The organism is Roseiconus lacunae (assembly GCF_008312935.1).
GTDB lineage: Bacteria > Planctomycetota > Planctomycetia > Pirellulales > Pirellulaceae > Stieleria > Stieleria lacunae.
In genome coordinates this window covers 857,721-883,506 of sequence record NZ_VSZO01000001.1, presented here as the reverse complement: position 1 = coordinate 883,506, position 25,786 = coordinate 857,721, and the positions used below count along the sequence as shown (strand labels likewise).

21 protein-coding genes are annotated in these 25,786 nt (G+C 54.5%); 14 read left to right on the top strand and 7 right to left on the bottom strand.

Translation table 11 applies throughout. The features are described from left to right. Positions 1-111 precede the first annotated feature (111 nt). Together FYC48_RS03090 and FYC48_RS03085 are read right to left on the bottom strand one after the other, a co-directional pair. Positions 112-1,725 (bottom strand): hypothetical protein, encoded by a 1,614-nt coding sequence (locus FYC48_RS03090; RefSeq protein ID WP_149495203.1) that lies wholly within the window; start codon positions 1,723-1,725, stop codon positions 112-114. Positions 1,726-1,865: 140 nt separating this feature from the next. Further along, complete coding sequence (locus FYC48_RS03085; RefSeq protein WP_149495202.1) at positions 1,866-3,968, bottom strand: type II secretion system protein GspD; 2,103 nt, start codon at positions 3,966-3,968, stop codon at positions 1,866-1,868. 411 nt (positions 3,969-4,379) lie between these two features. On the opposite strand from FYC48_RS03085, the gene mntR reads away from it, so the two are divergent. The 11 genes from mntR (at position 4,380) to FYC48_RS03025 (ending at position 16,821) form a co-directional block, all read left to right on the top strand. Next, on the top strand, positions 4,380-4,793 hold the full coding sequence (gene mntR / locus FYC48_RS03080) for a manganese-binding transcriptional regulator MntR (RefSeq protein ID WP_149495201.1): 414 nt from the start codon (positions 4,380-4,382) through the stop codon (positions 4,791-4,793). Positions 4,794-5,369: 576 nt separating this feature from the next. Beyond that, complete coding sequence (locus tag FYC48_RS03075) at positions 5,370-6,167, top strand: type II secretion system protein (protein WP_160149295.1); 798 nt, start codon at positions 5,370-5,372, stop codon at positions 6,165-6,167. A gap of 304 nt (positions 6,168-6,471) precedes the next feature. After that, positions 6,472-7,191 carry a type II secretion system protein gene (locus tag FYC48_RS03070; protein WP_149495199.1) on the top strand — a complete coding sequence of 240 codons (720 nt, stop codon included), beginning with the start codon at positions 6,472-6,474 and terminating at the stop codon, positions 7,189-7,191. 67 nt (positions 7,192-7,258) lie between these two features. After that, complete coding sequence (locus tag FYC48_RS03065) at positions 7,259-8,077, top strand: hypothetical protein (RefSeq protein ID WP_149495198.1); 819 nt, start codon at positions 7,259-7,261, stop codon at positions 8,075-8,077. Positions 8,078-8,136: 59 nt separating this feature from the next. Next, complete coding sequence (locus FYC48_RS03060) at positions 8,137-9,660, top strand: PilN domain-containing protein (RefSeq protein WP_149495197.1); 1,524 nt, start codon at positions 8,137-8,139, stop codon at positions 9,658-9,660. Next, positions 9,657-10,334 carry a hypothetical protein gene (locus FYC48_RS03055; RefSeq protein WP_149495196.1) on the top strand — a complete coding sequence of 226 codons (678 nt, stop codon included), beginning with the start codon at positions 9,657-9,659 and terminating at the stop codon, positions 10,332-10,334. Before FYC48_RS03060 ends, FYC48_RS03055 begins: the two co-directional genes overlap by 4 nt. Positions 10,335-10,663: 329 nt before the next feature. Continuing rightward, positions 10,664-11,818 carry a type IV pilus twitching motility protein PilT gene (locus FYC48_RS03050; protein ID WP_149495195.1) on the top strand — a complete coding sequence of 385 codons (1,155 nt, stop codon included), beginning with the start codon at positions 10,664-10,666 and terminating at the stop codon, positions 11,816-11,818. After that, positions 11,815-13,368 (top strand): GspE/PulE family protein, encoded by a 1,554-nt coding sequence (locus FYC48_RS03045; RefSeq protein WP_149495194.1) that lies wholly within the window; start codon positions 11,815-11,817, stop codon positions 13,366-13,368. The genes FYC48_RS03050 and FYC48_RS03045 overlap by 4 nt, the downstream gene beginning before the upstream one ends. Beyond that, a complete protein-coding gene (locus tag FYC48_RS03040) occupies positions 13,368-14,573 on the top strand; it encodes a type II secretion system F family protein (protein WP_149495193.1) in 1,206 nt (401 codons plus the stop codon). The genes FYC48_RS03045 and FYC48_RS03040 overlap by 1 nt, the downstream gene beginning before the upstream one ends. A 151-nt stretch (positions 14,574-14,724) precedes the next feature. After that, entirely contained in the window at positions 14,725-15,399 is a 675-nt protein-coding gene (locus tag FYC48_RS27565; protein WP_160149294.1) for a hypothetical protein, read from the top strand. 168 nt (positions 15,400-15,567) lie between these two features. Next, on the top strand, positions 15,568-16,821 hold the full coding sequence (locus FYC48_RS03025) for an SHD1 domain-containing protein (protein WP_160149293.1): 1,254 nt from the start codon (positions 15,568-15,570) through the stop codon (positions 16,819-16,821). 219 nt (positions 16,822-17,040) lie between these two features. On the opposite strand, the gene FYC48_RS03020 is transcribed toward FYC48_RS03025, so the two are convergent. From FYC48_RS03020 to FYC48_RS03000, 5 genes are all read right to left on the bottom strand, one after another. Then, on the bottom strand, positions 17,041-17,871 hold the full coding sequence (locus tag FYC48_RS03020) for a PhzF family phenazine biosynthesis protein (RefSeq protein ID WP_149495189.1): 831 nt from the start codon (positions 17,869-17,871) through the stop codon (positions 17,041-17,043). A 283-nt stretch (positions 17,872-18,154) separates the two neighbouring features. Then, complete coding sequence (locus FYC48_RS03015; protein ID WP_230777857.1) at positions 18,155-18,445, bottom strand: hypothetical protein; 291 nt, start codon at positions 18,443-18,445, stop codon at positions 18,155-18,157. 200 nt (positions 18,446-18,645) lie between these two features. Then, a complete protein-coding gene (locus tag FYC48_RS03010; protein WP_149495187.1) occupies positions 18,646-18,852 on the bottom strand; it encodes a hypothetical protein in 207 nt (68 codons plus the stop codon). Between the two features lie 78 nt (positions 18,853-18,930). Further along, positions 18,931-20,196 (bottom strand): DUF1559 domain-containing protein, encoded by a 1,266-nt coding sequence (locus FYC48_RS03005; RefSeq protein WP_149495186.1) that lies wholly within the window; start codon positions 20,194-20,196, stop codon positions 18,931-18,933. Positions 20,197-20,422: 226 nt separating this feature from the next. Beyond that, positions 20,423-21,580 (bottom strand): AraC family transcriptional regulator, encoded by a 1,158-nt coding sequence (locus FYC48_RS03000; RefSeq protein WP_149495185.1) that lies wholly within the window; start codon positions 21,578-21,580, stop codon positions 20,423-20,425. Positions 21,581-21,743: 163 nt separating this feature from the next. Between FYC48_RS03000 and FYC48_RS02995 the strand changes: the two genes are divergently transcribed. From FYC48_RS02995 to ggt, 3 genes are all read left to right on the top strand, one after another. Continuing rightward, a complete protein-coding gene (locus FYC48_RS02995; RefSeq protein ID WP_149495184.1) occupies positions 21,744-22,841 on the top strand; it encodes a DUF1611 domain-containing protein in 1,098 nt (365 codons plus the stop codon). After that, positions 22,838-23,872, top strand: a complete 1,035-nt coding sequence (locus tag FYC48_RS02990; protein ID WP_149495183.1) for a dipeptide epimerase — start codon at positions 22,838-22,840, stop codon at positions 23,870-23,872. The genes FYC48_RS02995 and FYC48_RS02990 overlap by 4 nt, the downstream gene beginning before the upstream one ends. A 118-nt stretch (positions 23,873-23,990) precedes the next feature. Further along, positions 23,991-25,733: a gamma-glutamyltransferase gene (ggt, locus tag FYC48_RS02985; protein WP_149495182.1), complete on the top strand. Its 1,743-nt coding sequence runs from the start codon at positions 23,991-23,993 to the stop codon at positions 25,731-25,733. The last annotated feature ends 53 nt before the right edge of the window (positions 25,734-25,786 follow it).

The window sequence follows — 25,786 nt, the reverse complement described above, 5'->3', positions numbered from 1 at the left end:
ATCAAGTGTTCGGTTTCGATTCATCAGCCGATGGGCGTCAGCCCCGGTCGTTGCACCGAAGACGTGGCTAACACCGATCGGCTAATCCTAATAGCGAACTGGATCGAAACACTAGAGCATTCGACTTTCGATCGAATCGATCCGTTGGCGAATCAGCTCGGCTTCTTCCTTTCGGCCTTCCAAGTGAAGGATCGCGGCTTCGTTGGCGAGTGATTGGCAAAGAGATTGCCACCGATTGTCCTTCAGCATTTGTGCTTGAACGGCATGCAGGTTTTGCAATGCGTTATCAAGATCGCCCATGATCAAACGGGCATTCGCCAAGTCTGCTTCGGCGGCCAGTCTTCCTGGCCAGTCTTCCGCGCCACGGATCGACAGCGCCTGTCCGAGAAATTTGCTTCCTTGTTCGTATGCGCCACTTTGGATTTTGATCGAGCCGAGTGTTGCCAGACTCGACGCTCGGATTCGTGGATTATCCGATTCGGTCAATGTGCCCAAAATTGTCGTGGCGACCGCCTGTTGTCCTTGCGCGGCCATTGATCGAGCAAGCGCGATTTGAAGGAACGATCGAACTTGGGTTGACGTCGCATCGATCGTTTCGGCTCGCTTGATCGAAAGCGATGCTAGATGAGGCTGGCCAGTTGCGAGCTGGTATTCCGCGATCGCCGACCAAAGGGCAACTTCTGGCGTCAATGAACCGTCCATTCGAATACCGAGGCGTGAATGCCAAGGAGCCAACGTGACCGTAAGTTCTTTCGGTAGTCTGTCACCGGGATGTGCCAATCGGACTGCCTGTTCCCAGAACACCGTATCGATCGTCGGTAAACCTTGGTTCGCGCCTCGAGTATGCATCGAAGCGAGCCCGCTGGAAACGGCAGCGTTCCAGCACTGACGTGACTGTTCGATTTGGTCAAGTCGTAGCGACGCTTCACAGGACATCAACCATAGGTCAGACGCCAAGTTTGAGAGGCCATGCTGAGCGGCCAATTCTGCGGCAGAGACCAGGGATTCAAGTGCCAAAGAAGTTTTCCCCAATGCGATTCGGAACTGCCCTTCCAATCGCAACGATTCGATCTGCAGCAACGGACTTTCAAGTTCTGAAGAGAGCAGCTTTAACCGGTGAATCTGATCCTGAGATGTTGAGGAAACTTCGCCGGACGCACCTAGCGATGCGAGGGTAGTGTGCCACTGAGACGCTCGCGTCGTATCGGTCTGGAAGCGATCAACAAGGCTTCGCCAATTCGTCTTGCCGGTTCCGTCGTCGATCACGTCCGAGACAAGTGTCAACACTGCGGCAGAGACGTCAGGCTGAACGTGTGCCGGTTGGCCGAGTAGTAACCGGCAGGCCGAGCGTTGATGAAGTTGTACCAAGGTAGCCGCGGAGCGGAGCTTCTTTTGTTCGATCAACTCGGTAAGTTGATTCGCCAAATCCTTTGGCGGCATCGCTTGGCAAGAGCCTCCGCCGAGCAATTGTTCTTGTCCGTCGAAGCGTATCTGTTGTGCCGGAGGGTTTGATACTCGCATGGCACTCGACGCTGCTTCGGCGCGGTCACCGATCGAAGCTTGGGGTGATGCGGTTTCATTTTTGTCGGGGAGCCGCTTGGAAACGAGCGTGCATCCGCTGCTTGATACGAGAAAACTGCAAAACGCAAGACACGCGATCAGATGATCGGCATCGATACGAAATGTCCGGGAGTAAGTCGGCAGCTTCATGAGTGTATTTGGCATCGCATCGTCCTCCCTCGTGTGGCCTCAACATCTGAATGAAGGTTTAGCGGGATGACATTAACCACGGTTTCCGCAATATAACCGGGGCCAACGCCCGTCGGCTGATAAGTCGAACCCAAACGTTTGGTCGAGACGAGACACTAGTAGATCGCCGGAACCACATTGTGCAGTCGGAGTAAGCAGGCTCGGTCAGTACATTCCGGGTCGGGACGGATGACTTCGCAAGGCAAGTAGGTATTCATCGAGCCGACAGGATCCGGACCACTGGGATGCAAGGAGTTTTCGGAAACGACACATTGGCTTCGTTGTGCCGCTTCGGCAGGTGTGTTGAAGATGTATGGTCGAACCATCACGATCAACTCACTGCGCTGCCGTCCGGTTGCCTGCCGACGGAACAGGAAACCGATCTTTGGGATGTCACCGAGAATCGGGATTTGATCACGCGTGTCGGTCACCTGTTCTTCGATCAAGCCGCCCAGCGCAACCGCCATCCCGTCTTGGGCGACTACCGTTCCGGTAACGCTTCTCCTGCGGACCGTGTCCACGTTCACGGTGGTCACGGTTGTGCCATCGGTGGAGGGAACAGGAATCGAAGCGCCACCGAGAATACGTTCGCTATTCTCTTCAACGATTCGAAGTGTCACCGTACGATCAGAGTTGATGTTAGGAGTGATCAACAATGATTGGCCCACATCGCGTAGTTCGGTAATCGGAGTCGGAGCGACCGCCCCGCCGACACCCCCAACTACGCCGCCGACGATCTGCCCGGGTGTAAATCCCACGGTGAACGGTAGCGTGTCACCGACAAAAATACGGCTGACTTCGTTGTTGGCGGTCAGGATTAAAGGTGATGCCAAGGCCGTGACTCGGTTTTTGCTTTCCAGTAATTGCATACGAAACCGGAAGTTATCGTCGATCACTTGAAAGGTGAGAGCGCCAGGGACGTTGCGGGAAATTCCCAAACCTTCCCCAAGCGTTCGCGATACGGCGGTTCCGCCCGGAAAAGGAACCGCAGGTGGAACGCTAAACGGCGTCCCGTCGGAAAACGCTCCCGCGACATCGGTGTCACCGCCAAAGTATTCAAAGGCGCTGTTGAGACCGTCGGCTAATTCGACTCGCAATACTTTGACTTCTAACAGGACCGTTGGCGTTGGTACATCCAACTGCGCGATTAACTGAGCAATTTGCTCCATCGTATTGGGATCGCTCGTTCGAACTACGACTTGATTGTTTCGGCGGATGGTCGAAACGAAGATTGTTGCTTGACTACGACGCGAGATCTCAGCCTGCTGCTCGTCTGTCAATCCGCCATTGCCACGAGCGTTTTCTATCTCCTGTAATACGTCTTTGAACAACTCTCGTTGCTCTTCCCGTTCTTCGATTGCTTCGGCGGCAACGTTGACTCGTGACCGCGAGCGATTTGTCAAACCAAAACCGAACGCCCCTTGGCCGCCGCCGATTCCGTTCAAACCACCGCCGAAAGCACCAAGTCCGCCCCCGATTCCACTACCTAGGCCGCCTCCCAAGCCGCTGCCACCCAAACCTCCGCCGAACGTTCCCAGTCCCAACGCTCGCCCGTCAACGATGTCGAACTTATTGAATCGTTGTGTCAGTTCGATCAAATCTTGAAAGTCGTTGTCAGCCTGATTGAGCTGTACACGGTTTCCATACATGTGCTGGATCGCTTGTGCCACCGCCGTTGGATTGGGATACAACAGCGTGAAGACTCGCGTTTCTTCTTCACGAAAGTTGGTCAGGTCGCTGACATATTCATCTCGCGTTGCGATCCGGATGATGCCAGATTGATCTTCAATGCGGTAGAACAACCCATTTGCTTTGACGATGGCGTCAATGGCATCGATGGCCGTTACCTCTTCAAGGTAAACGGTGATCGGCTGCTGGCCCGCCTGGGCGCTGGAGATGACATTCAGCCCGACTTCTTTCGAAAGCGTTTGCATCGCCTGAGCGAGGGGAACGTTGTCGAATTCGACTTTGGTGATCAAGCGAGTCGCAGATTCGGGGAGGACTCGCGCGGAATTCTGGGGCGAATTGAGACCGGATTCACCGCGTTCCCCGGTAGGACTGTTCAGTTGTCTGCGAAATAGATCGCCACGTTCACGGGCCGTTTGCGGCGAGCGAGAAAACTCCTCTACGGGCAGATCGGTGATTTGCTGGGCATGAGAAGAATCCGAGATTACCCCCAGAAAAAGCCATAGCAAAGCAACGTGTTTGATCGCACGCACAGGCGTACCTTCATCGTATAGGAACTCCAATGGTGGACCCGACCCAGAAGCATGTATCGGCGTCTCTGACCTTGCGGCTTGAGTTGGTTTTGCGGGTTTTGTGGGGCGCGTTTGTTCGTGTTCGCGACGATCCAGACAGGCGGAATCGTGACTTGTCATTGGAGGTATGGAAGACGAGGCCGATGTTGCGGCGTTTTGGTTGGTATGCTCCTTGGAAATGAAACATGACAGATGACAAATGACAAATCTCTTCGGTTTCATCGTGATCGATTGATCGCAGCTGTTGCTAGCGGCGGGGGACTCGAATATCAGCGGTCACGCGGCCGATGGTTTGAGAGAGAGTCTCGTGCTAGACTCTCAATCTGCTTCGCAAAATCCCGTCTTCTTTTGTCGCCCAAGTCTCGCGCCCCAATGGCAAAGCCCGATCCACATCAGCGCACACGACGTGATCACGCGCTTGAGACAGCGGAGGACTATGTGGAAGCGGTGGCCGAATTCATAGATTCAAAAGGGAATTGCCGGGTCGGTGATTTGGCCGGTTTTTTCGGTGTTAGTCATGTCACCGTGTCCCGTATCGTTGGTCGATTAGTCGGCGAGGGATTGCTGAAAACCGAGCCTTATCGACCGATCACATTGACTGCCAAAGGCAAAAAACTTGCTGAGAAATCTTGGAAACGCCACCAGATTGTCCATGAATTTTTGCTCGCCTTGGGGGTGGATGAAGCCACCGCGGCGCTTGATACCGAAGGTATCGAGCATCATGTCAGCCCCAAAACGCTCGAAAAACTGCAAGCGTTGACCCGACGACTTAACGATGAAATCTGACACGAATTAGATTCATCTCGCTCGTGCATCTACCGCTCCAATCCCGGTTCGGTGATGGAAGTCATGTGGCGTCGACGGTCTGTCCGGAAGCCGTGTGCTGAATGCTGCAGTGCTCCGACTAGGCCCAACGTTTGGGTTCGGCTTACCCGACGACTGGCATCAGCGCCGGAAACTGCGCTGAAACCATGCGAACGCCATTCGGTTGGTCCAATGGGACTGCATCACCGAGTCCCGCAACAGACGGCACCGCGGCGAGCGGGAGATTCGTGTCTCCGTCGGTCTCGTCTGTCCTGGCAAAGACGATGCTTTAACGCTGCGGTTGTCCCAATCGCGGGCGGTGGATTCAAAGGTGTATCGATACCAACGTACGGGCGATCGATGAATTTCATATGAACCCTCTTGTTTGATCCGTAGCCACTGCTACAATCGGAAACCGTAGCAGATGCTACAATTTGTGGAAGGTTGATCGTTGGTCGCGATCGGTTCGGGATAGGAGTGATCCATCTGGCCGATCGGGTCACCGCCATGAATCGAAGATTTCATTGCTCCGAGTGAATGAAGGTTTGACGAATGGATATGCGAGAGCTTCACGCACGTGATTCCCAGCGACGCTCCGGTTTGACATTAATTGAATTGGTCGTTGTGTTGACGATCTTGGTCGCCCTTGGCGGACTGATTGTCCCAATGCTGCCGAACTTCTTGGCCAAGACGCACTTCGCCAAGTGCTCGACCACGATCCCAGAGATCAACAAGCTGTGGATCACTAGCTATACCGGCGATGTGAAGTATCCCAATGGCTACGATTCGCTTCTTGAGGGCGGCGGGTTGTTCAGTCAATTACCGGGGGCGGATGCCGGTGGAGAGGTGTTGCAAGGGACTTTGACTGCCGATCAGGCGGCCAATCTTGTTGCCATCGGTGTGTCTCATGTCTATGACCACACTGCCGTCACTGTTCCCGATAGTGCCACGCTCGACTCGGTCCCGAATGATCCATCGGTTAACTTCGCTACAGCACGGCAACTCGCTGACGGAGAGGCGGTCGCGGTGATCAATCCAGCGGGGCCTTCGGTTGAGAGTCTTGGTATTGATGTGGCAAAGTACCAGGCTCGGCTTGGTGCTGACGTTCAGTTTGTAGTCTTTGGAATCGGTAATAATTGTGATGCTGTTGGTCCAACGGGGCTAATGACAGAGGCACCGACGCACTTTGGCGGGGAAGATGCGATGAATCCAGTCGATTTTTATCAGCGTTACTGCGTGATCTTCGCGACCAGTGATGAGAAGGCCGAGTTCGTCTGTGCGTGCTCGATCCACCCCGACGGATTCGATGGTGCCGAGGCACATATTCGGGCGTACTACGAAGATCAGCAGATTTAATCGTCTACATCACGATCCACGGATGGACGTTCTGGTGACCGACGGTTTGGGCTTGAGTCCTGCCGTCGGTCGCTTGGTCAAACACCGTCCGCGGTGGGCGAGGGCGAGGCGGCTAAGGACCCGACCTGTCGTTACCGTCACGGCCCGTCCATCTGCGGACGACTTTGGAAGAGTGAAAGAGTGGACGAGACGTCCCTCCCCGAGGAAGGATGAACGCGAACCGGCTTCCGCTTTCCGCCGGGCGACATGGTGCTATTGTTTCTCGACATTGTTAAATCAGTCGGCGATCTTGTCAGGTGATTCGATGGAAGATTCTTCGAGCCAAAATCGAAACGCTTTAACGCTGGTCGAACTCGTCGTCGTAATGACGATCTTGGTCGCGCTGGCGGGATTGGTCATGCCGCGATTTGTCTCGACGACACAAACCGCAAAGAAGGTTGCCACCGGCGCGTCGATGGTCGCAGTCCGTGATGCGATGATGCAGTATTGGTTGGATACGAAATACGTTTCACTGCCCGGAGGTACCGCGACGGCGGCCAGCGACAGCGATACCACTGCGCTTGCAAATACTAACAATCGTTTTCAAGTCCGGTGGCTCTTCGAGAACCCAGCCAACAACCCCGCAGTGCTTGGCGATGAATTGGTTGTCACCTTCGATCCCGATTCTCGCCTCGGATGGAATGGGCCTTACCTGTTCAAGCCAACGGGCAGGTATTTTGACTCCGCTGGTGATATCGACACGGATGGCAACCACATGACTGGAACAAACTTTTCGACTCTTTACGGGAATGTCAGTGGCCCGGCTGTGCTCAGTGCGGTGCAGGCCGGTTCGGGAGTGGTGTCTCGCCCTCTAATTGTCCAGGCGATCGACAATGGAACGACGGTCGATTGCCGAGTAGTCTCGGCGGGCTCGAACGGCAGGATTGATATTCAGCATGATGTTTCGACGGCCGCACTCGTTGCGGATACCACGGGCGTCTTGGTAGGAGACGACGAATATGTTTCGTTCACGTTGCGACGATAACGACTCATGGCCCTCCCGCCGGGTGTGCGCAAACTTGATCAACCTCCTTCCGGGAGGATCACAGAGGATGCGCGATGACGCGAGAAGGGCCGCCCTGACGCTATTGGAACTCGTCGTCGTCCTCGCGATCCTCGCCGCGCTGACTGGCGTTGCAGTCAAGTCGCTTGAACCGATCGAAGATCAAGCGAGGTATGAAGCGACGAAGAAGACTCTGGGGCACATTCGTGATGCCATTGTGACGCTGCCGCCTGTGCGGAGAGGTGACGGGTCTCTTGCCGTTCAGGGCTTTGTGAGTGACATGGGACGGTTACCGCGCAGTCTCAACGAACTTCTTGTGAAGCCGGTCAACGAAGCGGACCCAACCAAGAATCTCTTCGAGTTCGCGAGGGGCGTTGATTACGGCGTCCAGCGAATCGCCTCATCAACGGATGGGCTTCCGTGTGGGTGGCGCGGTCCCTACCTGCAAGCCACGACGTTCACAACGGGATGGGGGACGGATTTCATTGAAAACACGAGTAATCCAGATCCTCAGGATGCTTCAAGGTTCGTGCTCGACGCGATTCATGTGGTTCAGCCTGGGACTGCCAATGTTCTAGCAGTTCCGTCAGAGTTTGATCCAACGGTTAGCACAACGGACAACACGCTCTTGGATTCCGCCTACGTCGATGTCTCCGTGATGTTTGGTACACCGCCTATGGGAGCTGTCTCTCTGTACATTCCTGATGCAAACAGCGGCACTCTTAAGCGACTCACCGAAGACGGTACATCTACGACGACGTTAAAGGTGTTCCTTGATGTCCCCGTCGGCGTTCGACTGATCGAAGAATCTTCAACCTACAAATATGTTGATGTGACACGTGGAATGCCACCTGTTCATTTCAATTGATTCGCGATCCCGATCATCCCGGTTTTACGAGCCTGCATCCGATTAAAGTTGAAGCGTTCATGCCAAAGCAACTCACTCTCCTCCTGATCACCAGCACGCAGGTTGCTCGGATTGATGTCGTCCCAGGACGCCGATCCAAGGTCAAGAACCTATGGATGCGCGATCGGATTATGGGCGAGTCGACGGCGACGCTTGCTGATGCGGCGATTCGGCTGGGGCCGAAGAAGACTGGCGAGGTGTGGGTACTGTCGGCCGACTTTTGGACCGGGGTGATTCATCTCGCTCCCGATTTAGCGCGTTCGCTCGAAGGTGATGAACTCGAACAGGCAATCGCTCTCGAGGCGGAAACTTACTCGGGGATCTCGGCCTTCGATTCACGTCTAGGGATCAGATCGTTGCCACCGGATGAAACCGGCGACCTCCGCTGGTGGGTGACACAGATCGCGCAGTCCGATTGGCATGATGTGAAGCAAACCGTTGCGCAGTTCGGCGGCAAGCTGGCGGGCATGGGGCATGCGGCCATGTCCGGTTTACCGAATCGCATCCGATTCGACGGTTCCGAACAAGCTTCATGGCGACTATTGCAGGCGTTCGGTGAAATGACGCTCGGCTTGCAAGGCGCCGGTTCGGATGTTCGCGACGTGATCACGCTTGGAAATCTCAGCACGCAACGCAATCGCTCTCAACTAAATAATTGGTGCGGCGAAGGCGAAGATTCCGACGAACAAGTGACCTGGGTGACCGATGGACCACTGCGAGGGAATCTGAATATTGGCAAAAGCACAATGCTTTCGCTAACGAATGAAAACGTGAATTCAGAAGTAGTTCTGTCTGACTCTCCCAGCGCGAGGGAGATTGTTGGCGAAGCTGCGTTTCAGGTTTGGGCTGAGTCGATTGGCGAGTCGTTGCGGGCGGATCGAAAAGGCAACCTCGCTAGCCCGCCGGTAGCGATCAGCGAAACGTTGCCGATGTCTAATCAAACGGCGACCGTGGTGGCCTGCGGTTTGGGCCTTGTCGCCGCCATCGGTTGCGTTGCGCTATATTCCGCGTCTGCTCGTCAGCTTGAAGTGTTGACCGCGCAAGTTGAAACACTTGACGTTCAAAAGAAAAAAATGTCGACCGACAAAAAGATGCTTACTGCGTCGGAGAAGCAGTTGGCGGAGAAAAAAAATACGCTCGCTGATCTGCAAGCTCGCACGTCGCTGTTGCAAGCCAACCTAAGTCGAGCGACTCGGATGCGTCAATTTCAGCAGACTCGATGGCTGCAACTTGTGACGTCAATCGCGAAGTCACATCGCGATGACCTGTGGGTACGTGGCGTCTTTAGCGATGGCCAAACGGTCACGGTGCAAGGGATGGCGGTCAGCAATCAAGACGTGACTGAATTCACAACCAAATTAGAAGTCTTTGCCAGTCCTCACGGTTGGAAAGTTCATCCCGCCCAGACGGAACGCAACGAGATGGCACTGGTCGATTTCGAAGTTGATTTGGATGTCTCCGATCGTGTGATGCCGGTGACTTCAGCCGATCCCACCGCGGTGGTTTCGGAGACAACCGAATCAAAGCAGGTGGCGCAGCGATGAATCAAATCAAAAAGCAACCGAGCCCTAGCAAGATCAATATGCTCGCACCGATAGCGTTGGTACTGATCGGTTACGGCTACATGTTCCACAGGCCACAGCAAACACGATTGCAAAGCGTTCAGCGACGCCTCGAGGCGCTCTCCGCAGGTCAGCAAGAAGTTGAGCGTGGTTTAATGGATACGATGATCGCGTCTAGCAAAGCAATGAAACAGTCACGGGAGATCGACGCGGAACTTGTCGCACTGCAGGCGGTCGAGAGTGATCTTCTGCGTCGCCGCGACGACATGCGTTTGCAGTTGACCCGAGCATCTCTTCCCGCGGCGACCATGCAAGGCGTGACTCATTTGTTGGAACTACATCAGTTGCAAGTGCTCGAAAGTGGGCCAGATACGGGGGCGTCCGAATGGGCCGAAAAGACTCTCCGTCCGGTCATCGATTTGTTGACCGAGGGGACGAACGACAATGGTGCGAGACGGGATAGTCTGACTGACGGACGAGAAGTTTATAAGGTTCGTTTGCGGGGGCGGTTTCAAAACTTACGCGACGCACTCGAAAGCCTTGCCCGCCAGCAGGAAAACGTACTGCCGTTGTCGTTGCAGATGGAACCGATGGAACTCGAATCTAAAACGGTAAGACAAAACGATCGGGTTTGGACATTGGTGATTTTGGTGTGAAGTCGATACCCGGCGTCGTTCACAAATACTTCAAATGGTCAATGTTGCAATGCGAATACAGTGAGCCGAACACACGAGCGTTGCAGTCGCAGAAGGCTGTCGGCACAAGCCGTGGTGTTCGGAGCGTGTAAAGGCGTCGTCGGCCGAGCGATGACATCTATTTTCAGTTGACTTGTCGAATCGCAGCGAAAATGCAATCTCGATTTGTCCCAATGACAGTTGAACATGACAAGTAACGAATGGTAGCTAAAGACGTGAGCACAACGCCAAATTCAACCGTTCGACACGTTTCGCCGAACCAGACCAGTCAATCCCCCGTCAGTCTCACCATGTCGTCTGCGTCTGAATTGCTCAAAGAACTGTTGACTCACTGCGTCAAAACTGGGGCCAGCGACTTGCACCTCAGTCCGGGGCAGCCGCCGTTCTATCGGGCGGATGGCAGACTCAATCGCGAGTTGGCTTGGCCGGTGTTATCTGGAGATGACGTTCTGCAGCTAGCTTGTGTGTTGGCTGGGAGTGACCTTGAAGGGTGGAGTCAAGGCGCGATCGACGGTGCGACCTCGGAGGCCGGCGGTCGGTTTCGATTCAATCTTTATCGGAAGCAAAAAGAAACGGCGATCGCGATCCGGCGTTTGGATGAACATATTCGGCCGCTCGTCGAGCTTGGACTACCCGATTCGCTTTATGAACTCAGTGACTTGAAAGACGGTTTGGTCATCGTTGCCGGTCCGACCGGGTCTGGCAAGAGCACAACGTTGGCGACATTGATCGATCGAATCAATCGCGATCATCAAGCTCATATTATCACGATTGAAGACCCGATCGAATACCTTCATCCGTCACAGAAGTCGCTTGTCAATCAACGTCAGATCGGCATCGACAGCGAATCATTCAACGACGCATTGGTTGCTTCGCTGCGGCAAGATCCCGATGTGATTTTGGTCGGCGAAATTCGTGAGATCGAAACGATCCGTACGGCAATCACTGCCGCTGAGACCGGGCACTTGGTGTTTGCCACCGTCCACGCTCCCGACTGTGTGGGCGTGATCGAACGGATCACCAGCGTTTTCCCGGCAGATGAGCAATCGGGTGTCCGTCGACAATTGGCATTAGTGCTCAAGGCCGTGATCGCTCAACATTTGTTGGTTGCCGATGGTGCAAAGGTCGAAGCGGATGAGAAAGCCGGATCGCGTCAAGTTGCCCGCCGCGTCTTGGCAAGTGAAATCATGCGTGTCAACTCCGCGATTGGCAACTTGATCGCTTCGGGTAAGAGCGCCCAAATCCTCTCATCGATCGAATCGGGGGCCTCGGCCGGAATGCGAACGCTTGATCAGAACCTTGCCGAGTTGATGCTTGCGGGGATGATTAGCGAGCGGACGGCGACCGCCTATGCACAGAATCCGCAGATTGTTCAGGATCGCTTGATGCGATTGAAACGTGGTGGCGGACGCATCGGGTTGATGCGGGCAGAGGGACACCGATGAGCAACCACGATAAGACGATTGCTGACCCAGAAGAGATGGTCAATGCTGGGTCGAATGCCGCACCGATGGGCTTGATTGAGTATCACGAACTGAACATGGACGAAGTTCGTGTCGATCCCAAATGGGCACTTAAGATCCCTGCATCGCTCGCGATGCGAAAGCAGGTCATTCCGCTGTGCAAACTTCAAGGTGAGATCATCGTCGCTTGCGCGGACATCGAAGACACCGCTTGCCAGCGTCAACTGACACGGCTGCTCGATGACGAAGTCCGGCTATTGACCGCCGAACCAGAATCTTTGCGATCGGCCATCAAGCGAGTTTACGGAAGTGTGTCGACTTCGTCAGCCAAGTCCAGTCGTGGAGGCGAAACAGCGACGGTTGAATCCGACGATGCCGTCGCAATTTGTGAGGAGGTGTTGGAGGCGGCCGCGATGCGCGGTGCTTCCGATGTTCACTTCAAGCCTAACGAAACCGCGATGATGGTGCGGATGCGAGTGGACGGAAAACTGGAATCGTATTCCACCATTCCACGTCAGTTACAAGGCGCCGTGGTCAGTCGCTTGAAGGTCTTGTCAGGTTTGGACATCGCAGAAAAACGAGCACCACAGGACGGCCGATTCACCGCACGTTTGGGACCCGGACAGGTCAAGACGGACTTGCGAGTGGCGACGTTGCCGACAAGGTTCGGTGAACGCGTCACTTTACGATTGCTTGGCGGTTTGGGGCGAGCGCTCAGTTTGACGAACATCGGGATGAGCGATCGAGATCTCGAAATATTCCAACGGGCGATCACTCGTCCGCACGGGTTGGTCTTGTTGACCGGTCCGACCGGCAGCGGAAAGAGTACGACGTTGTACGCCGCGATTGACGAGGTTTTAAAACGCCGTGATGGAAACATCATTACGGTGGAAGACCCGATCGAATACGAAATGGAAGACGTCTCACAAGTTGAAATCGATTCGGTCGACAAAGTTTCCTTTGCAAAGGCGCTGCGAAGTATTTTACGGCACGACCCGGACGTGGTCATGATCGGTGAGATCCGCGATTTAGAAACCGCAGAGATCGCAGTGAAGGCTTCGCTGACCGGTCACCTGGTTTTCAGCACGCTTCATACCAATACGGCCGCCGGTGTCGTCACGCGATTAGCGGACATGGGGCTCAAGCCGTTCTTGATCGCCGCAACGTTGCGGCTGGCCGTGGCTCAACGTTTGGTTCGGCGTTTATGCCCGAAGTGCCGAACGCCGCGTACGATCAGCGAAGACGAAGCGAGCTTACTTGAGCGGCCGACGATCGCGGGTGCAACCATCTTTGACGCGTCAGGCTGTGTCTATTGTGCGGGACGTGGATACAACGGTCGGATCGCGTTGATCGAGTGTTTCGATTGTGACGAAAGCGTTGCTAAGTTGATCACCGATGGTGCCGGGGAAGAAGCTTTGCTGGCCAACGCACGCGAGCGAAAACGTTCGATGCTGATGGATGATGCGGTTGAGAAACTACTCGCCGGCATGACGACCTATCAAGAAGTCCTCGAAGCCGTTGTGGTCTGGTGATGCCTGAGTATTCGTATGTTGCGCGAGGCCAGGAAGGCAAAATCCAGCGAGGCCGGATGGCCGCCGAGTCGCTCGCCGCACTGCGTTCGATCCTGGAGTCGCAGGGTGAGCGTTTGATTTCGGCGAAGTCGCAAGAACCACCAGCGAATTTGTTGCCCTTTCGCAATCCACTCGATCGCTTGCCCGCAAGATCGATCACGGTCGAAGTCGCGCTGGAACAGGTCGCCGTGATGCTTGAAAGCGGATTGGGGATCTTACAGGCACTCGGCACTGCGGCAGAGCAAACCACATCACAATCGATGCGAACGATCCTGCAAAAGGTGTCCGAGGAGATCCAAGAAGGAGACTCGTTGGCCGAAGCGATGCAGCGGCACAAGTGCTTTCCGTTGATTGCCGTTCAATTGGCCCGCGTCGGCGAAACAACCGGAAACCTAGACATCGTGCTTCGACGGGCTGCCGAACAAATGGCTGCCCGGCGTGAAAACATGTCGGCTGTTCGTACCGCCGTTGCTTATCCGGCATTTGTCGGAATCGCTGCGATCGGCGTCGCGGGCTACCTGGTCGTGTTCGTGATTCCTGAACTTGAAAAGTTTCTCTCGTCGATTGGACGTCGCCTGCCCGCGATCACCCAGTCGTTGTTGAATTTATCGATCTGGATTCGAACCAACGGAATCACAGTGGCAATCCTATTGGTGGCGGTGACCATCGCGATGACGCTGACGTATCGAGTACCGAAGGCGCGTGTGATCGTCGATCGCTGGTTACTGCGTATCCCGGTGATGGGAAAAGTACTCCGTCTAGCCGGGACCGTCACGTTCGCTAGTTCCCTTGGTGTAATGCTGCGCAGCGGGATCACAGTGTTGGAAGCGTTGCGAACCGTCGAAGGGTTGCACGGAAACACCCACCTCGCGTCACGCGTTGCGGTTGCACGTGAGGTCGTTATGGAAGGCGGCGCGTTGGCTCCCCCGTTGGCACAAAAGCATGGGTATATGCCGATGCTTTCGAGTATGGTCGCGGTAGGTGAGAACACCGGGCAGCTTGACGAAGTCCTAGCCCGCGTCACCGAATTTCATGAAGCTCAATTACAAGCCGCTATCAAGAAGTTGAGTGCATTGATCGAACCACTGACGATTGTGGTCGTCGGTGGAATCGTTGGTTATGTCTACCTTGCGTTCTTTATGGCTTTGTTTGCGGCCGGAGGTTGATCAAGTGATAAATCCAATCGTCTTAATACCATTTTCTTGCCGTGTCGTCATGCGATCGAAGTCGAGCTTTCGACAAATGTGTCGTTGCACTTCAACGAACGAAAAAGGTATCGAGGGGAGATCCGCAACATGCTCCCTCAGATATTTGTTTGTGCCAATCACATTCGCGATGATGTTATTGGCGATGCCCCAGAACGCTTCATCGCAAGAGCCACATGACACGTCCGATCGATCCACGGCTGCCGACTTTTTTGCATTGATGCGACAGGTGATTGCACCGCCGAACGAACAGAATGTTGAACAACCGGAGTTCCGAGATCCCACGGCACCATCGAATCGCATTTTGGAATATTTGCCCCAGGCAGAACGATCGACACCAAAATCGTCCGATGCTGGACGGCGGTCGACCGCGCGCCCAGCCTCGCCGAACCGTTTGCCGGCGTTGCCCAAGATCACGATCAAAGGTCTGGTGCTTAGTACGCCGGATAGCGGGACAGCGATGTTGGATGTATCGGGGAAGTCGGTGTCAATTTCTTTGTTATCAGTCGCAGACCAACAACGGCTGGCGATTCCGTCGATTCAGTTCGCCGCGATGAAACCCGCTCTTGAACAACGGAAAGTAATCTCACAGTCAGGGGATTTTCCGGCATCGCGGGGCTCGGAAGGCCGCAATGTTCTTGCGCAGCCACCCGTTTACGAAATGAGCCTGCAGTGCAGTTTCACTGTCGACGGTGTGATCTTTAATTTAGAAGCCTTCACCGCCGACACCCTGCTTTTCCGGGTCATACCTCACGGCGACCTGTTGCTGGTCAAGAAAGGCAGCTAACAGCGTCCGTCGCTATGCAATCTTGTCCGACGCGGGTTTACAATAGCAACGCCTTGGAATCGAAGACACTCGCGAAAGGAGAGAGGTATGGCAGCGCAATTGACTCCCTCAGTGTGTGAACGAGCAGTATGTGAGCGATGGCGTATTGGTGCTCGCTTGATCTTGATAATGCAATTGTTGATCACCGCCGTCTTCTTGAATTGGGGCGCCATGGATGCCGATGGGCAGGAAGGTAATGAACGTATCTGGCGAGATGTTACAGGGAGTTTTTCGGTGAAGGCGGCGCTTGTAACGATTGGCGATGAATCGGTCGAGTTGCTGACAAGTGATGGACGAAAGATCTCCGTTCCGATTCGCAAGTTGAGCGGGCAAGATCGGATCTACCTGAAACGATCAAGTGCTCCGAAAGATACAAAAGTGTCTCCGGATGCGACTGCCGACGCCATCAGGAAAGCCTTGGCAGGGCCTGCATTGCCGCCTGCCGAGATCAAGCTCAACGACCTCTACGAATTGTTATCCATTCCCGTGTTCATTGACGAGCGAGGGTTGGAGAGTGTTGGTCTGCACAAAGAGATGCCGGTAACTTTGAAAGCCGGTCACGAAAGCCTGCAGGATCAACTTGACGAATCGTTGGAAGCGATCGATTGTTTCTGGTGCAACACGCAGACCGTCCTGGTGGTGAGTTCGACCGATTCGATGGACCGATTCGATGAAACATGGATTTATCGGTTTCCGACACCGAGGATGGATTATACGAGCGTTATGAGTCGCATCTCAGAAGTTCAGCCTGATAGCTGGGAGGCGTTGGGAGGGCGTGGGACGATTTGCCCGCTGGTTCCGGTGTATGTGATCACACAGAGTCCCACGGTACATCGGAAAATCATCAAATCATTCAAACGACATCCCGTGCCGCATCGTTACGAGCATCCGTTGGACTTGCGTAGTGTCACCGTGACGGGAAAGGAGATGTTGCTTGAAGATTGCTTGAAATCGATCAGTCAGCAAATCTCAATCCCGATCGAGTTTTCCAGTGGGCTCTCGAGCATTGGCTTGGACCCAGAAGGAGTCTACGTGAGTGCTCAACTGACGAATGTTTCCGCAAAGGACGCCTTGGATCTAATTCTTTTACAATTCGGCTGCACTTGGGTTGAGGAGGGGAAGAAGCTAGTCGTGAAACATGATGTAGAAGCCGAAGAATCACTTTCCACGCAGCGAATCCCAATCGGGTTTGCGGTCATCAACGGAGACGCTAGCCACTTTCTTCAGGCCGCTCAAACTTCGGTAGCGGTTGAGACTTGGGAAGCCTTTGGGGGCAAGGGGCAAATCAGTTTTTCACCACCCGCTGTCTGTGTTGTTCGGCAAGGACAACCGGCGATGCGTGAATTTGAGCAGTACCTACGAGACCTTCGGTCGTTACGCTGAACGCGCTCCGTCAAAACCAAATGTTTGGTCTCGACTCATCAACTGACGGGCTTCAGTGTCGGTTGGTACTACGAAACCGTGATTAACGCCAATCGGCTAATCCAGATTTCAGATGTGAACGAAACGCTAGAGTCGTCTGAGTGGTTTGTCTGTAGTTGCAAACCGATGTTGTTTAACCATTCAGCGCGGCTTCACGAATTAAGCGTGAGCAATTGAGGTTCATTCGAAGGGGTGGCTCAGCAATCGACCTTCGAACATCGTAATCGCCGGACCAGACAGATGGACGCGATCACCGACGACATTGCATTGAACGATTCCCTGACGTGCCGAGGCCTGCAGACCGACGAGATTGTTCTTGCCAAGGCGTTGAGCCCAAAATGGTGCCAAGCAGCAGTGCGCCGATCCGGTCACTGGATCTTCGTTGATGCCGCACCGAGGCGCAAAGAACCGTGAGGTGAAGTCGATGTTTTGGGGACCGCCGGATGCGGACACCATGACGCCTCTCGTTTCAATTTTCTCGAGTGCATCAAAGTTTGGGTGGAGTGATTGAACGATGCTGTCTTCCTCGACGACGACAAGGAGATCGAAGTCGCTGTTCAGCACGCGTCCATGGTCGAGGCCAAGTGCGGTTAGCAACGTTTCTGCGAGCTTTTGAGTAACGTCGCCTTTCGGTGGCGTTGCGGGAAAGTCCATTGTGATTCCGCGTTCACTGTGAAAGCAAACGAGTTCACCGCTACGTGTCTGGAATCGGATGGGCTGATCCATCGTCACGATTCTTTGTTCAATCAGTAAATGGACAGAAGCAAGCGTCGCGTGCCCACACAGGTCGACTTCGGTGGCAGGAGTAAACCAGCGAAGATGAAATTGATTATGAACAGCCGACCGGACTAGAAAAGCGGTCTCCGATAGGTTCATCTCGGCGGCTACCTGTTGCAGCCATTCGTCTGACGGGAATTGTTCGAGAAGGCAGACGGCCGCTGGGTTTCCGCCGAAAGGCCGGTCTGTAAATGCGTCGACTTGCCAAATGGGGACGCCGGGCGATGAGCTCATCTTACTTTCTCGATTCAATCGCGTTGTTAGAATGCCACATCACTTATTGAGCTCTCCTGCCGTCTATCGGTTCGCAGTCGAGCGAAAGTGTTCTTCATTTTAGCGCCAGGTGTTTCGTCAACGTCCGAGATTAAGTTTCGTCGGCTGGCGTTCGCGACGGTTTCTGCGCAGTCGCTGGGGCAAAGCCCGTCGAATGATGATCTGAATCCAAACCGTAAGTCTTGACGGAACCCGCATCGATGAGGTTAGAAGCGTTAGACGAGGCTTGATCGACAGAAGACTGCTATTTGGCAGTGGGTTCGACGAACACACTGCCTGTTCGGTCGTCGACGCGATAGAGACGTGGGGCCAATCCGGGAGCATTAGCGCTGGGTTTCAGCGAGACCAGCCAATAGGGGTCATCGGGAACATTGGACGCGACCATTGCTCGGCGGATCTCCGGATCGTGAACGCCGTTTTGGCTGTAGAGTTTGGCGTGGAATTCTTTTTCCCTGCGAATCCGCTCGGTGTCGAAGAACACGGCGGAGCATTTGGTGCCCGGTTGGACGTTGCCTAGATGTTCGATGACGATCATGATCGCCGCTTTTTGGTCAAGCTCTCGACTGGTCAACCTTTGGTCCTCGCTCACGTACGGTTGAAACGACTATCGTACGTTTGATATTAGCAGTTTGAAGGCCGTTTAGCGGGTACGCAAAGAAAACTTGTCCGGTCGAGCGATTTCATCAAGGTCAACGGTGGATCGCGCTTGGTGAATCCCGGGCTTTACAGAAACCGTTATTCTTCGTTTTCGGCTTCAGCTTTTGCCACTTTTTCTTCGTTGGCTTCGTCAGCGTCACGTCGCTGTGCGGCTTGGATCTGTTCTTCGGTTGCATAGTCGAAAGCGGTTTCCAGTTCCCCGGATTGCCGGCAACCTGCGAGTGAGAAGGACGTGGCAAAGAGAATGACCGGAAACAGGCGGTGAAGTGTAGTGATCGGCGTCATCGGAGAGTTGGGTGATGTGGGTTGAAATCGTTGAACGGTGATTCTGATCGATCGTTTCGGTGGGGCACGTTGCGGCGTCTAAAGTGATTCGCCAATCGTTTCTCGACCGCCGCGCGTTCCCAGAGAGCCCCAAAGGCCATACGGGCTTGGTGCGCCGGGAGCGGCCGCGCCGGTACCGCTAAGTGAAACCATCCGAGCGCGACGGTCACCGGATTCGATGGAATCGGAAATGAACGTTACCGAGCCGTCACCCATCAAAACATGGCAGCCGCCTTGATGTCGACTAGAGGGTGGGTTGGTACCCGTTTCACGCCAGTTTGTCGTACAGACTTCGCTATTGGGCGGCAGGATCGTGTACATGCCTGTGAAGTAGTTGTGGTATTCCGCCCAACGGAAGCCGCGACCGAATGTGGAGTCTTCGGTTGTGGCAAAGACCGTCGCGTTAGGATGCCAGAACCCTGGCCGATCCGGATCGATGGTGTCGTCAGCGCTGTCCACGCAGAACGAGGGGTTGTTACGGATCGCACTGTTAGACGTATTGTCGTACCCCATGGTCCGGATATCACGATCACCTAGATCCGTAGCGATTTCACCGGCTGCGATGGTGTTCGAAAGCCCGTCAAGGATATCGCGAAATCGGCACTGGTCGTGAGGTTGAAAGAACCCACGGTTCTTAGCTCGGGCGGCAGAAGCTCTCGAACTGACCTGGATGTAGGGGACGGGGACCGGTGTTGATACTTCTGAGCCAAGGGCATCGTTATCGACGTAGATGCTCCCTCGATCACCGTAATAGCTCGAGTCGCCTAAGCAGGCCGCGTAGTTCGTGCGTCCGCTGGCGGGCAGTCCGACACCGGGATCGCTCGGGCAGCGAAACGTAGGAATTTCACTGACCCATGGTCGGTATCCATCGTTCTGTGGCGTACATCCCATCGGGTTCCATGGATAGTCAATTCCAACACCCGATGGGTAGTTGTCCGAACGGCCCCACAACGGGTTGCTGACTTGATCCCATAACCCTTGCTGTTCAATAAAGGGCAATAAACCGACCAGAAAGCTGAGCCTGCGATTGGACGAATGCACCGTATCGGAATAGATTTCCCAAGGAATGCCACCACGTCCCCCTTCGGTCCCCGATCCATGAATCGGGAGCATCTTATAGGCGCTATGATAGTTGTGAATCGCTAAGCCAATCTGCTTAAAGTTATTACTACAGCTCATACGGCGTGCGGCTTCCCGTGCCGCCTGAACCGCCGGTAAAAGCAGTCCCACTAAAACGCCGATGATTGCGATGACGACAAGTAACTCAACGAGTGTGAATCCACTCGCCCTGCGCGAAGTAAGCATCGATTGACCTTCAATCAAATGGGATCGAAATAAGCAGTGTGACTCGATCCGCCAACGCAACGCTTCCACTCGGAAACCGCACGAATCACCGTCAGTATCCTAACGAGACCATTTGAATCGGCTATACGCAATTACGCATGCATGTTCATTAATTGCGCATCGTTGAATCTCTTTCGTTAATCGAGATGGGCGTCGAAAGAGCAATACCGTTCCGCTCCAACACAGTTCACGATTGATGGTTGGAATTGCGCCGGTAAGATCCAGGTGCTTCACCGAATTCTTTTCGGAATAGTTGCGAAAGCGACGCACCGCTTGAAAAGCTACACGCATCGGCGATCACATCGATCGACATGTCGGTATTCAGCAATAGATCTTTTGCCCGATCAAGTCGCACGCGCCGCAGTTCGCTTCCGGGGGTGCGTTGAAGAGTCTCGCGAAAAAGCTGTTCCAGTTTTCGACGTGAGACGGCGGCTGCTTTTGCGACATCTTCGACACTGGCGCCTTTCGCCGCGTGGGCGCGAATGAATTGTAACGCCGCTGCGATCGTTTCATCTTCGATCGCAAAGATATCTGTCGATTGACGAGCCCGAACGCGCAGTGGTTCGACCAATTTGGCTTGTTTGGGGACACGACCGCCATTCATCAGTCGCTGAAGAATGTCGGCCGCGATTTTACCGATACGGTGGCTAGCCAATTCGACGCTCGAGATCTGCGGAAACGCTACGTTACAGAGCAGTTCGTCATCGTCCCCCGAAATGACCGCGACTTCATCGGGGACTCGGATTCCAAGTATCGAGCAGATTTCGATCAGTTGTCTGGCGGGATAGGGGTCACCCGCAAAGACACCAAGTGGTCGTGGGAGTCGTTCGAGCCATTGTCCGACACGGTCAAAGTTAGTTAGCCAGCCGGCGGTTTCGGCACCGTCATAGAGGCTGCAGTGGCACCCCAGTTGCTCGACCGCCGCCTTGAATTCGCGGGCACGAATGTCGGAGTATCTGCCGATTTCCGGGGCGTAGCAAGCGAAGTGCTGAATTCCTCGCGACCGAAGGTGTTCGGCGGCCATGGTGGCTCGGCGGCGGTCGTCGGTGCGAACGGAGGCGAGCCAGCTTTCGTTGTTCAAAATTCCGGAAACGTTGACCGCCGGAACGCCCAGTTTTTTGACGTGTTGAAGCGATGCACGGTTCCGCAACGCGGCGATCACTCCGTGCCCACGCCAAACTTTGGGGACCCGCAATAGCCCTCGGTGGTCACGCGGGGCGATCAATGTCGTCCAGCCGAATTCAAGGCCACGCCGGACGCTCGATTCAATGATATTGCGTCCCCAAGAGTCGTCGGGTTCGACCAGTAGTCCGACTAATCGAGTGGGTTTCAGCTTTTTCGACATCGTGAACTTTCAAACTAGAGGGTGCGCATTTATTGATTCATTATGCGCTGATGCGCATTGTCATTCCAGGTTCCATGCCTACCTTATCGTCAGAACAAGAAATGATGGTGCGGCCCGTCAAAGCTGACAGGCATGCAGATTGATTCATCAAAGGATGTGAACCATGAGTGTTTCCACGACGTTTCCCGTACAGGAGACTCACGACGAAAGCGGTGCGAACCTGACGGGATACAACCGAATTGTCCTTTTAACGGACGGGTATTCCACGCCTTTTCACGCCAAGACGGCGATCAGCATTCTGCGTTACCGTAGCGACGATGTGGTCGCCGTGTTCGAAACATCCGGCGTCGGTGAAACCGCCGAAGCGTTGTTTGGAATCGGCGGTTCAATTCCAGTCGTGGCATCGCTTGAGGAAGTCGATGCGGATGCCGTGTTCTTAGGAACCGCTGTTTCGGGAGGTCGATTGCCCGAGCAGTGGAAGCCGTTGATTTTGAAGGCGCTCTTAAGAGGAGTGGATGTCGTTTCGGGGAACCATCAGTTCTTAATCGATGATCCCGACTTTCGAAATGCGGCGGAATCAAGCGGGGCGCGATTGATTGACATCCGTCGAAATCGGCAGAACGCGACGTCGACGGGAATGCCCTTTCGCGAGGATTGCCTACGAGTGCATACCGTCGGTCAGGATTGTAGTCTCGGCAAAATGGTGGTCAGCTTTGAGGTCCAGCGAGAACTACAGCGACGTGGCGAGGACGCCCACTTCATCGCGACGGGACAGACCGGAATTATGATTTCCGGTGAGGGGATTCCAGTGGACTGCATCGTGTCGGACTTCGTCAACGGATCGGTGGAAGCCTTGGTCCGCCGAAACGAAGGGCATGACATTCTGTTGATCGAAGGGCAAGGCAGTATCGCCCACCCGAGTTTTTCGGCGGTTACGATGGGCTTGCTACACGGCTGTGCCCCACAAGGATTGATCTACTGCTACGAAGTCGGCAGGACGTCGGTGAAGGGACTCGACCACGTCCCGCTGGTGTCGCATCAGAAGATGATAGAGACTTATCTCGCCAATGCGTCACTGCGTTGTCCGTCCACGTTGATCGGAATCGCCTTGAATGGGCGAAACGTTTCTCGTGAAGAAGGCGAGGCCGAGCGTCGTCGGATGGAATCTGAATTCGGCTTGCCGACTTGTGATGTTTATCGCGACGGTGCGGCTCCGTTAGCCGATGCTGTTATAAAGCTTCGGGGGGAGTTGCGATCGTGAGGCTTCGTTATTACCGGGTGGAACTTCCGCTGGAGCATGTTTTTACGATTGCTCGTGACTCGCGAACGACACAAGTATCTGTGATCGTCGAGCTCGAAGACGGTGGCCTGCGCGGCTATGGCGAGGCCACCGAGAATCGCTATTACGGCGTGACCAGCGAAGCGATCATCGAAATGCTAGAACATTGCCGCGAGGTCATCGAGTCGCCGAATGACTGGCAGCCCTACGAGTTGTGGGATCGTCTGTACTTGCGATTGTCCGAGCACAGGTTCATCCTTGCTGCGATCGATTCCGCCGCTCACGATTTGTACGGGAAGCAGTCGAAGCGAAGAACATTCGAGACACTTGGCTTGACGTGGAACGATGTGCCTTGTTCCAGCTACACGATCGGAATCGATTCCATCGAGCGTATGATCGAAAAGCTCATCGCACGCCGCGATTGGCCGATTTTTAAGATCAAGCTAGGGACCGATCATGACGTAGAAATTGTGAAACGCTTGCGCGAGCATACCGAGGCTATTTTTCGAATCGATGCCAATTGCGGGTGGACCGCTAGTGAAACAATAGACAATTCGGTCGCTATGAAAGAATTAGGGGTGGAGTTTATCGAGCAACCGCTGCCCGCTAATGCGTCTATCGAAGATCAGCGAAAGGTATTTCAGGAATCAGTGTTACCGATCGTTGCTGACGAAAGTTGCTTGATCGAATCCGACGTACGACCGTGTTCCATTTTGTTTCATGGGATCAATGTCAAACTCAGCAAATGCGGTGGAGTCACGCCCGCGATTCGGATGTTGCGAAACGCACGTGAACTGGGGCTCAAGACAATGATCGGATGCATGGTCGAAAGCACGGTCGGCATCTCCGCCGCGGCCCAACTGCTTCCTCTGCTTGACTACGCTGATTTGGATGGGGCAGAACTACTGGCAGCGGATATTGCTGAAGGGATCGCCGTTCGAAACGGTCGTGTTGTTTCCCAAAGCGGTCATGGCAATGGCGTGACGTTGCCGGATCAATTGGTGACGATCTAAAGAGCTTATTGTTTCGGCCAAGTTTCCGTTGTCGACCGCGCCATGGTCTAAGATGGCATCGCATCGTGATTGACGTAAGGTATCAGAACTCATGTCCGGCTTTATCCAGAGAACTTCGATGATCAGACACACGAGTGACAGGCGTTTTCCGTGGCTGTTGGCCATTGTATTTTCGGCAGCGATGCTCGTTCCGGCCAAACTGCCGTTGTCGGCTCAGGGGGAGGTGCGTCGCGAACGAGGTGACCGGGGCATGGTCGTCAGTGACTCGGTGCATGCCAGCCGTGTCGGCCGAGATGTGATTGCAAAGGGAGGAAACGCAGTTGACGCGGCAGTGGCGACCGCATTTGCGTTGGCCGTTACGTGGCCTGAGGCGGGCAACATCGGTGGTGGTGGATTCATGATGATCCGTCCTGCCAATGGACAGGATCCCGTGTGTGTCGACTACCGAGAAAGGGCACCGATGGCCGCTGAGGTGGATACGTTTGTCAAAGGCGAAAGTCGTCATACGCGAAAAGTCGTAGGGGTTCCAGGCACTGTTCGTGGACTCGAACTGGCCCATCAAACCTATGGCCGTCTCGCCTGGAGAGATCTCGTGATGCCTGCGGCACGCTTGGCAAGCGAAGGGTTTTCGGTCGACGGATTCCTCGCCCGTTCGACAAACCGAGTGCTCGACGCGACACGAGGCAATGCGGCATTTGCTGAATTGCACCGCGTCTACGGAAAGCCCGATGGGATGCCATGGAAAAGTGGAGATGTGATGACGTTGCCAGACTTGGCGCGGACGTTGACGCTTATCGCGAACGAAGGCGCCGGTGCGTTCTATGAAGGTGCGGTCGCCGACTTGCTGCTCCGAGAGACTGCGAAGGGCGGAGGTTTGATCCGGAAGAAGGACTTGGTCGCTTATGAGGCAAAGATTCGTGAGCCGATCGTGGGGACATTCAGAGACTACACCATTATCGGTGCCCCACCGCCAAGTTCAGGAGGCATCGCATTAGTGCAGGGCCTGAATATGGTCGAAGCGATCGACTTGCCGAAGGACAAATCTTTACCGCAAACAATTCACTTACTGACTGAAATCTCACGTCGTTTCTTTCTCGACCGGGCGCGGTATCTTGGTGACCCCGACTTCGTCAAAATCCCTGAATACCTTACAACAAAACAGTACGCCCGCCAGTTGATCGCGGACATTGATGGCGAACATGCTACCGATAGTGCGGCCTTGGCTCCGGACATCAAGCTTGCCCCCGAGAGTGATGACACCACCCATTTTTCCGTGATTGACGGTGACGGGATGGTGGTTTCAAACACCTATACGATCGAAGCAAGTTGGGGCAGTCGCATCGTTGTTCCGGGTGCAGGATTCCTATTGAACAATGAGATGGGTGATTTCAATTGGACGAAAGGCTACACCGACCGAAGCGGTTACATCGGTAGCGATGCGAATTTGGTTGAACCGGGAAAGCGGATGTTGAGTTCTCAATGTCCGGTGATCGTTACGAAAAATAATCAGCCGGTGTTAGTTACTGGTAGCCCCGGCGGACGAACGATTCTCAATACGGTGTTTAATGTCGTCTTGAATGTCATTCACTTCGACATGCCCGCGACACTCGCCGTCAAGGAAAAGCGGTATCATCACCAATGGATGCCAGACGTCCTGTACTTGGAGGATACCGATGAGATGCCATTCGAGGCGATGAAAAGTCAACTCGAAGCCTACGGCCACCGCATCAGCAATCGCGTTTCGCAAGGTTCGGCGCACACCATTTGGGTGGACCCTGTGACCGGGCATGTGTACGGAATCGCCGATTATCGCCGTGGCGGTCGTGCCGTAGGACTTTCGTCAGCGGCGACGGCGCGTTGAGGTCTCGTTAGCCGAATCGATGCGATCTGAACCTCTCCAAGATCCACGAGCGG

What these genes read in the sequence shown, in the direction of transcription:
- FYC48_RS03090 (WP_149495203.1), bottom strand. Translation starts at nt 1,725, where the DNA reads ATGCCAAATACACTCATGAAGCTGCCGACTTACTCCCGGACATTTCGT.
- FYC48_RS03040 (WP_149495193.1), top strand. Translation starts at nt 13,368, where the DNA reads ATGCCTGAGTATTCGTATGTTGCGCGAGGCCAGGAAGGCAAAATCCAG.
- FYC48_RS03070 (WP_149495199.1), top strand. Translation starts at nt 6,472, where the DNA reads ATGGAAGATTCTTCGAGCCAAAATCGAAACGCTTTAACGCTGGTCGAA.
- FYC48_RS03015 (WP_230777857.1), bottom strand. Translation starts at nt 18,445, where the DNA reads ATGATCGTCATCGAACATCTAGGCAACGTCCAACCGGGCACCAAATGC.
- mntR (WP_149495201.1), top strand. Translation starts at nt 4,380, where the DNA reads ATGGCAAAGCCCGATCCACATCAGCGCACACGACGTGATCACGCGCTT.
- FYC48_RS03050 (WP_149495195.1), top strand. Translation starts at nt 10,664, where the DNA reads ATGTCGTCTGCGTCTGAATTGCTCAAAGAACTGTTGACTCACTGCGTC.
- FYC48_RS03010 (WP_149495187.1), bottom strand. Translation starts at nt 18,852, where the DNA reads ATGACGCCGATCACTACACTTCACCGCCTGTTTCCGGTCATTCTCTTT.
- FYC48_RS03005 (WP_149495186.1), bottom strand. Translation starts at nt 20,196, where the DNA reads ATGCTTACTTCGCGCAGGGCGAGTGGATTCACACTCGTTGAGTTACTT.
- FYC48_RS03055 (WP_149495196.1), top strand. Translation starts at nt 9,657, where the DNA reads ATGAATCAAATCAAAAAGCAACCGAGCCCTAGCAAGATCAATATGCTC.
- FYC48_RS03060 (WP_149495197.1), top strand. Translation starts at nt 8,137, where the DNA reads ATGCCAAAGCAACTCACTCTCCTCCTGATCACCAGCACGCAGGTTGCT.
- FYC48_RS03000 (WP_149495185.1), bottom strand. Translation starts at nt 21,580, where the DNA reads ATGTCGAAAAAGCTGAAACCCACTCGATTAGTCGGACTACTGGTCGAA.
- ggt (WP_149495182.1), top strand. Translation starts at nt 23,991, where the DNA reads ATGATCAGACACACGAGTGACAGGCGTTTTCCGTGGCTGTTGGCCATT.
- FYC48_RS02995 (WP_149495184.1), top strand. Translation starts at nt 21,744, where the DNA reads ATGAGTGTTTCCACGACGTTTCCCGTACAGGAGACTCACGACGAAAGC.
- FYC48_RS03045 (WP_149495194.1), top strand. Translation starts at nt 11,815, where the DNA reads ATGAGCAACCACGATAAGACGATTGCTGACCCAGAAGAGATGGTCAAT.
- FYC48_RS03075 (WP_160149295.1), top strand. Translation starts at nt 5,370, where the DNA reads ATGCGAGAGCTTCACGCACGTGATTCCCAGCGACGCTCCGGTTTGACA.
- FYC48_RS03025 (WP_160149293.1), top strand. Translation starts at nt 15,568, where the DNA reads ATGCAATTGTTGATCACCGCCGTCTTCTTGAATTGGGGCGCCATGGAT.
- FYC48_RS03065 (WP_149495198.1), top strand. Translation starts at nt 7,259, where the DNA reads ATGCGCGATGACGCGAGAAGGGCCGCCCTGACGCTATTGGAACTCGTC.
- FYC48_RS03020 (WP_149495189.1), bottom strand. Translation starts at nt 17,871, where the DNA reads ATGAGCTCATCGCCCGGCGTCCCCATTTGGCAAGTCGACGCATTTACA.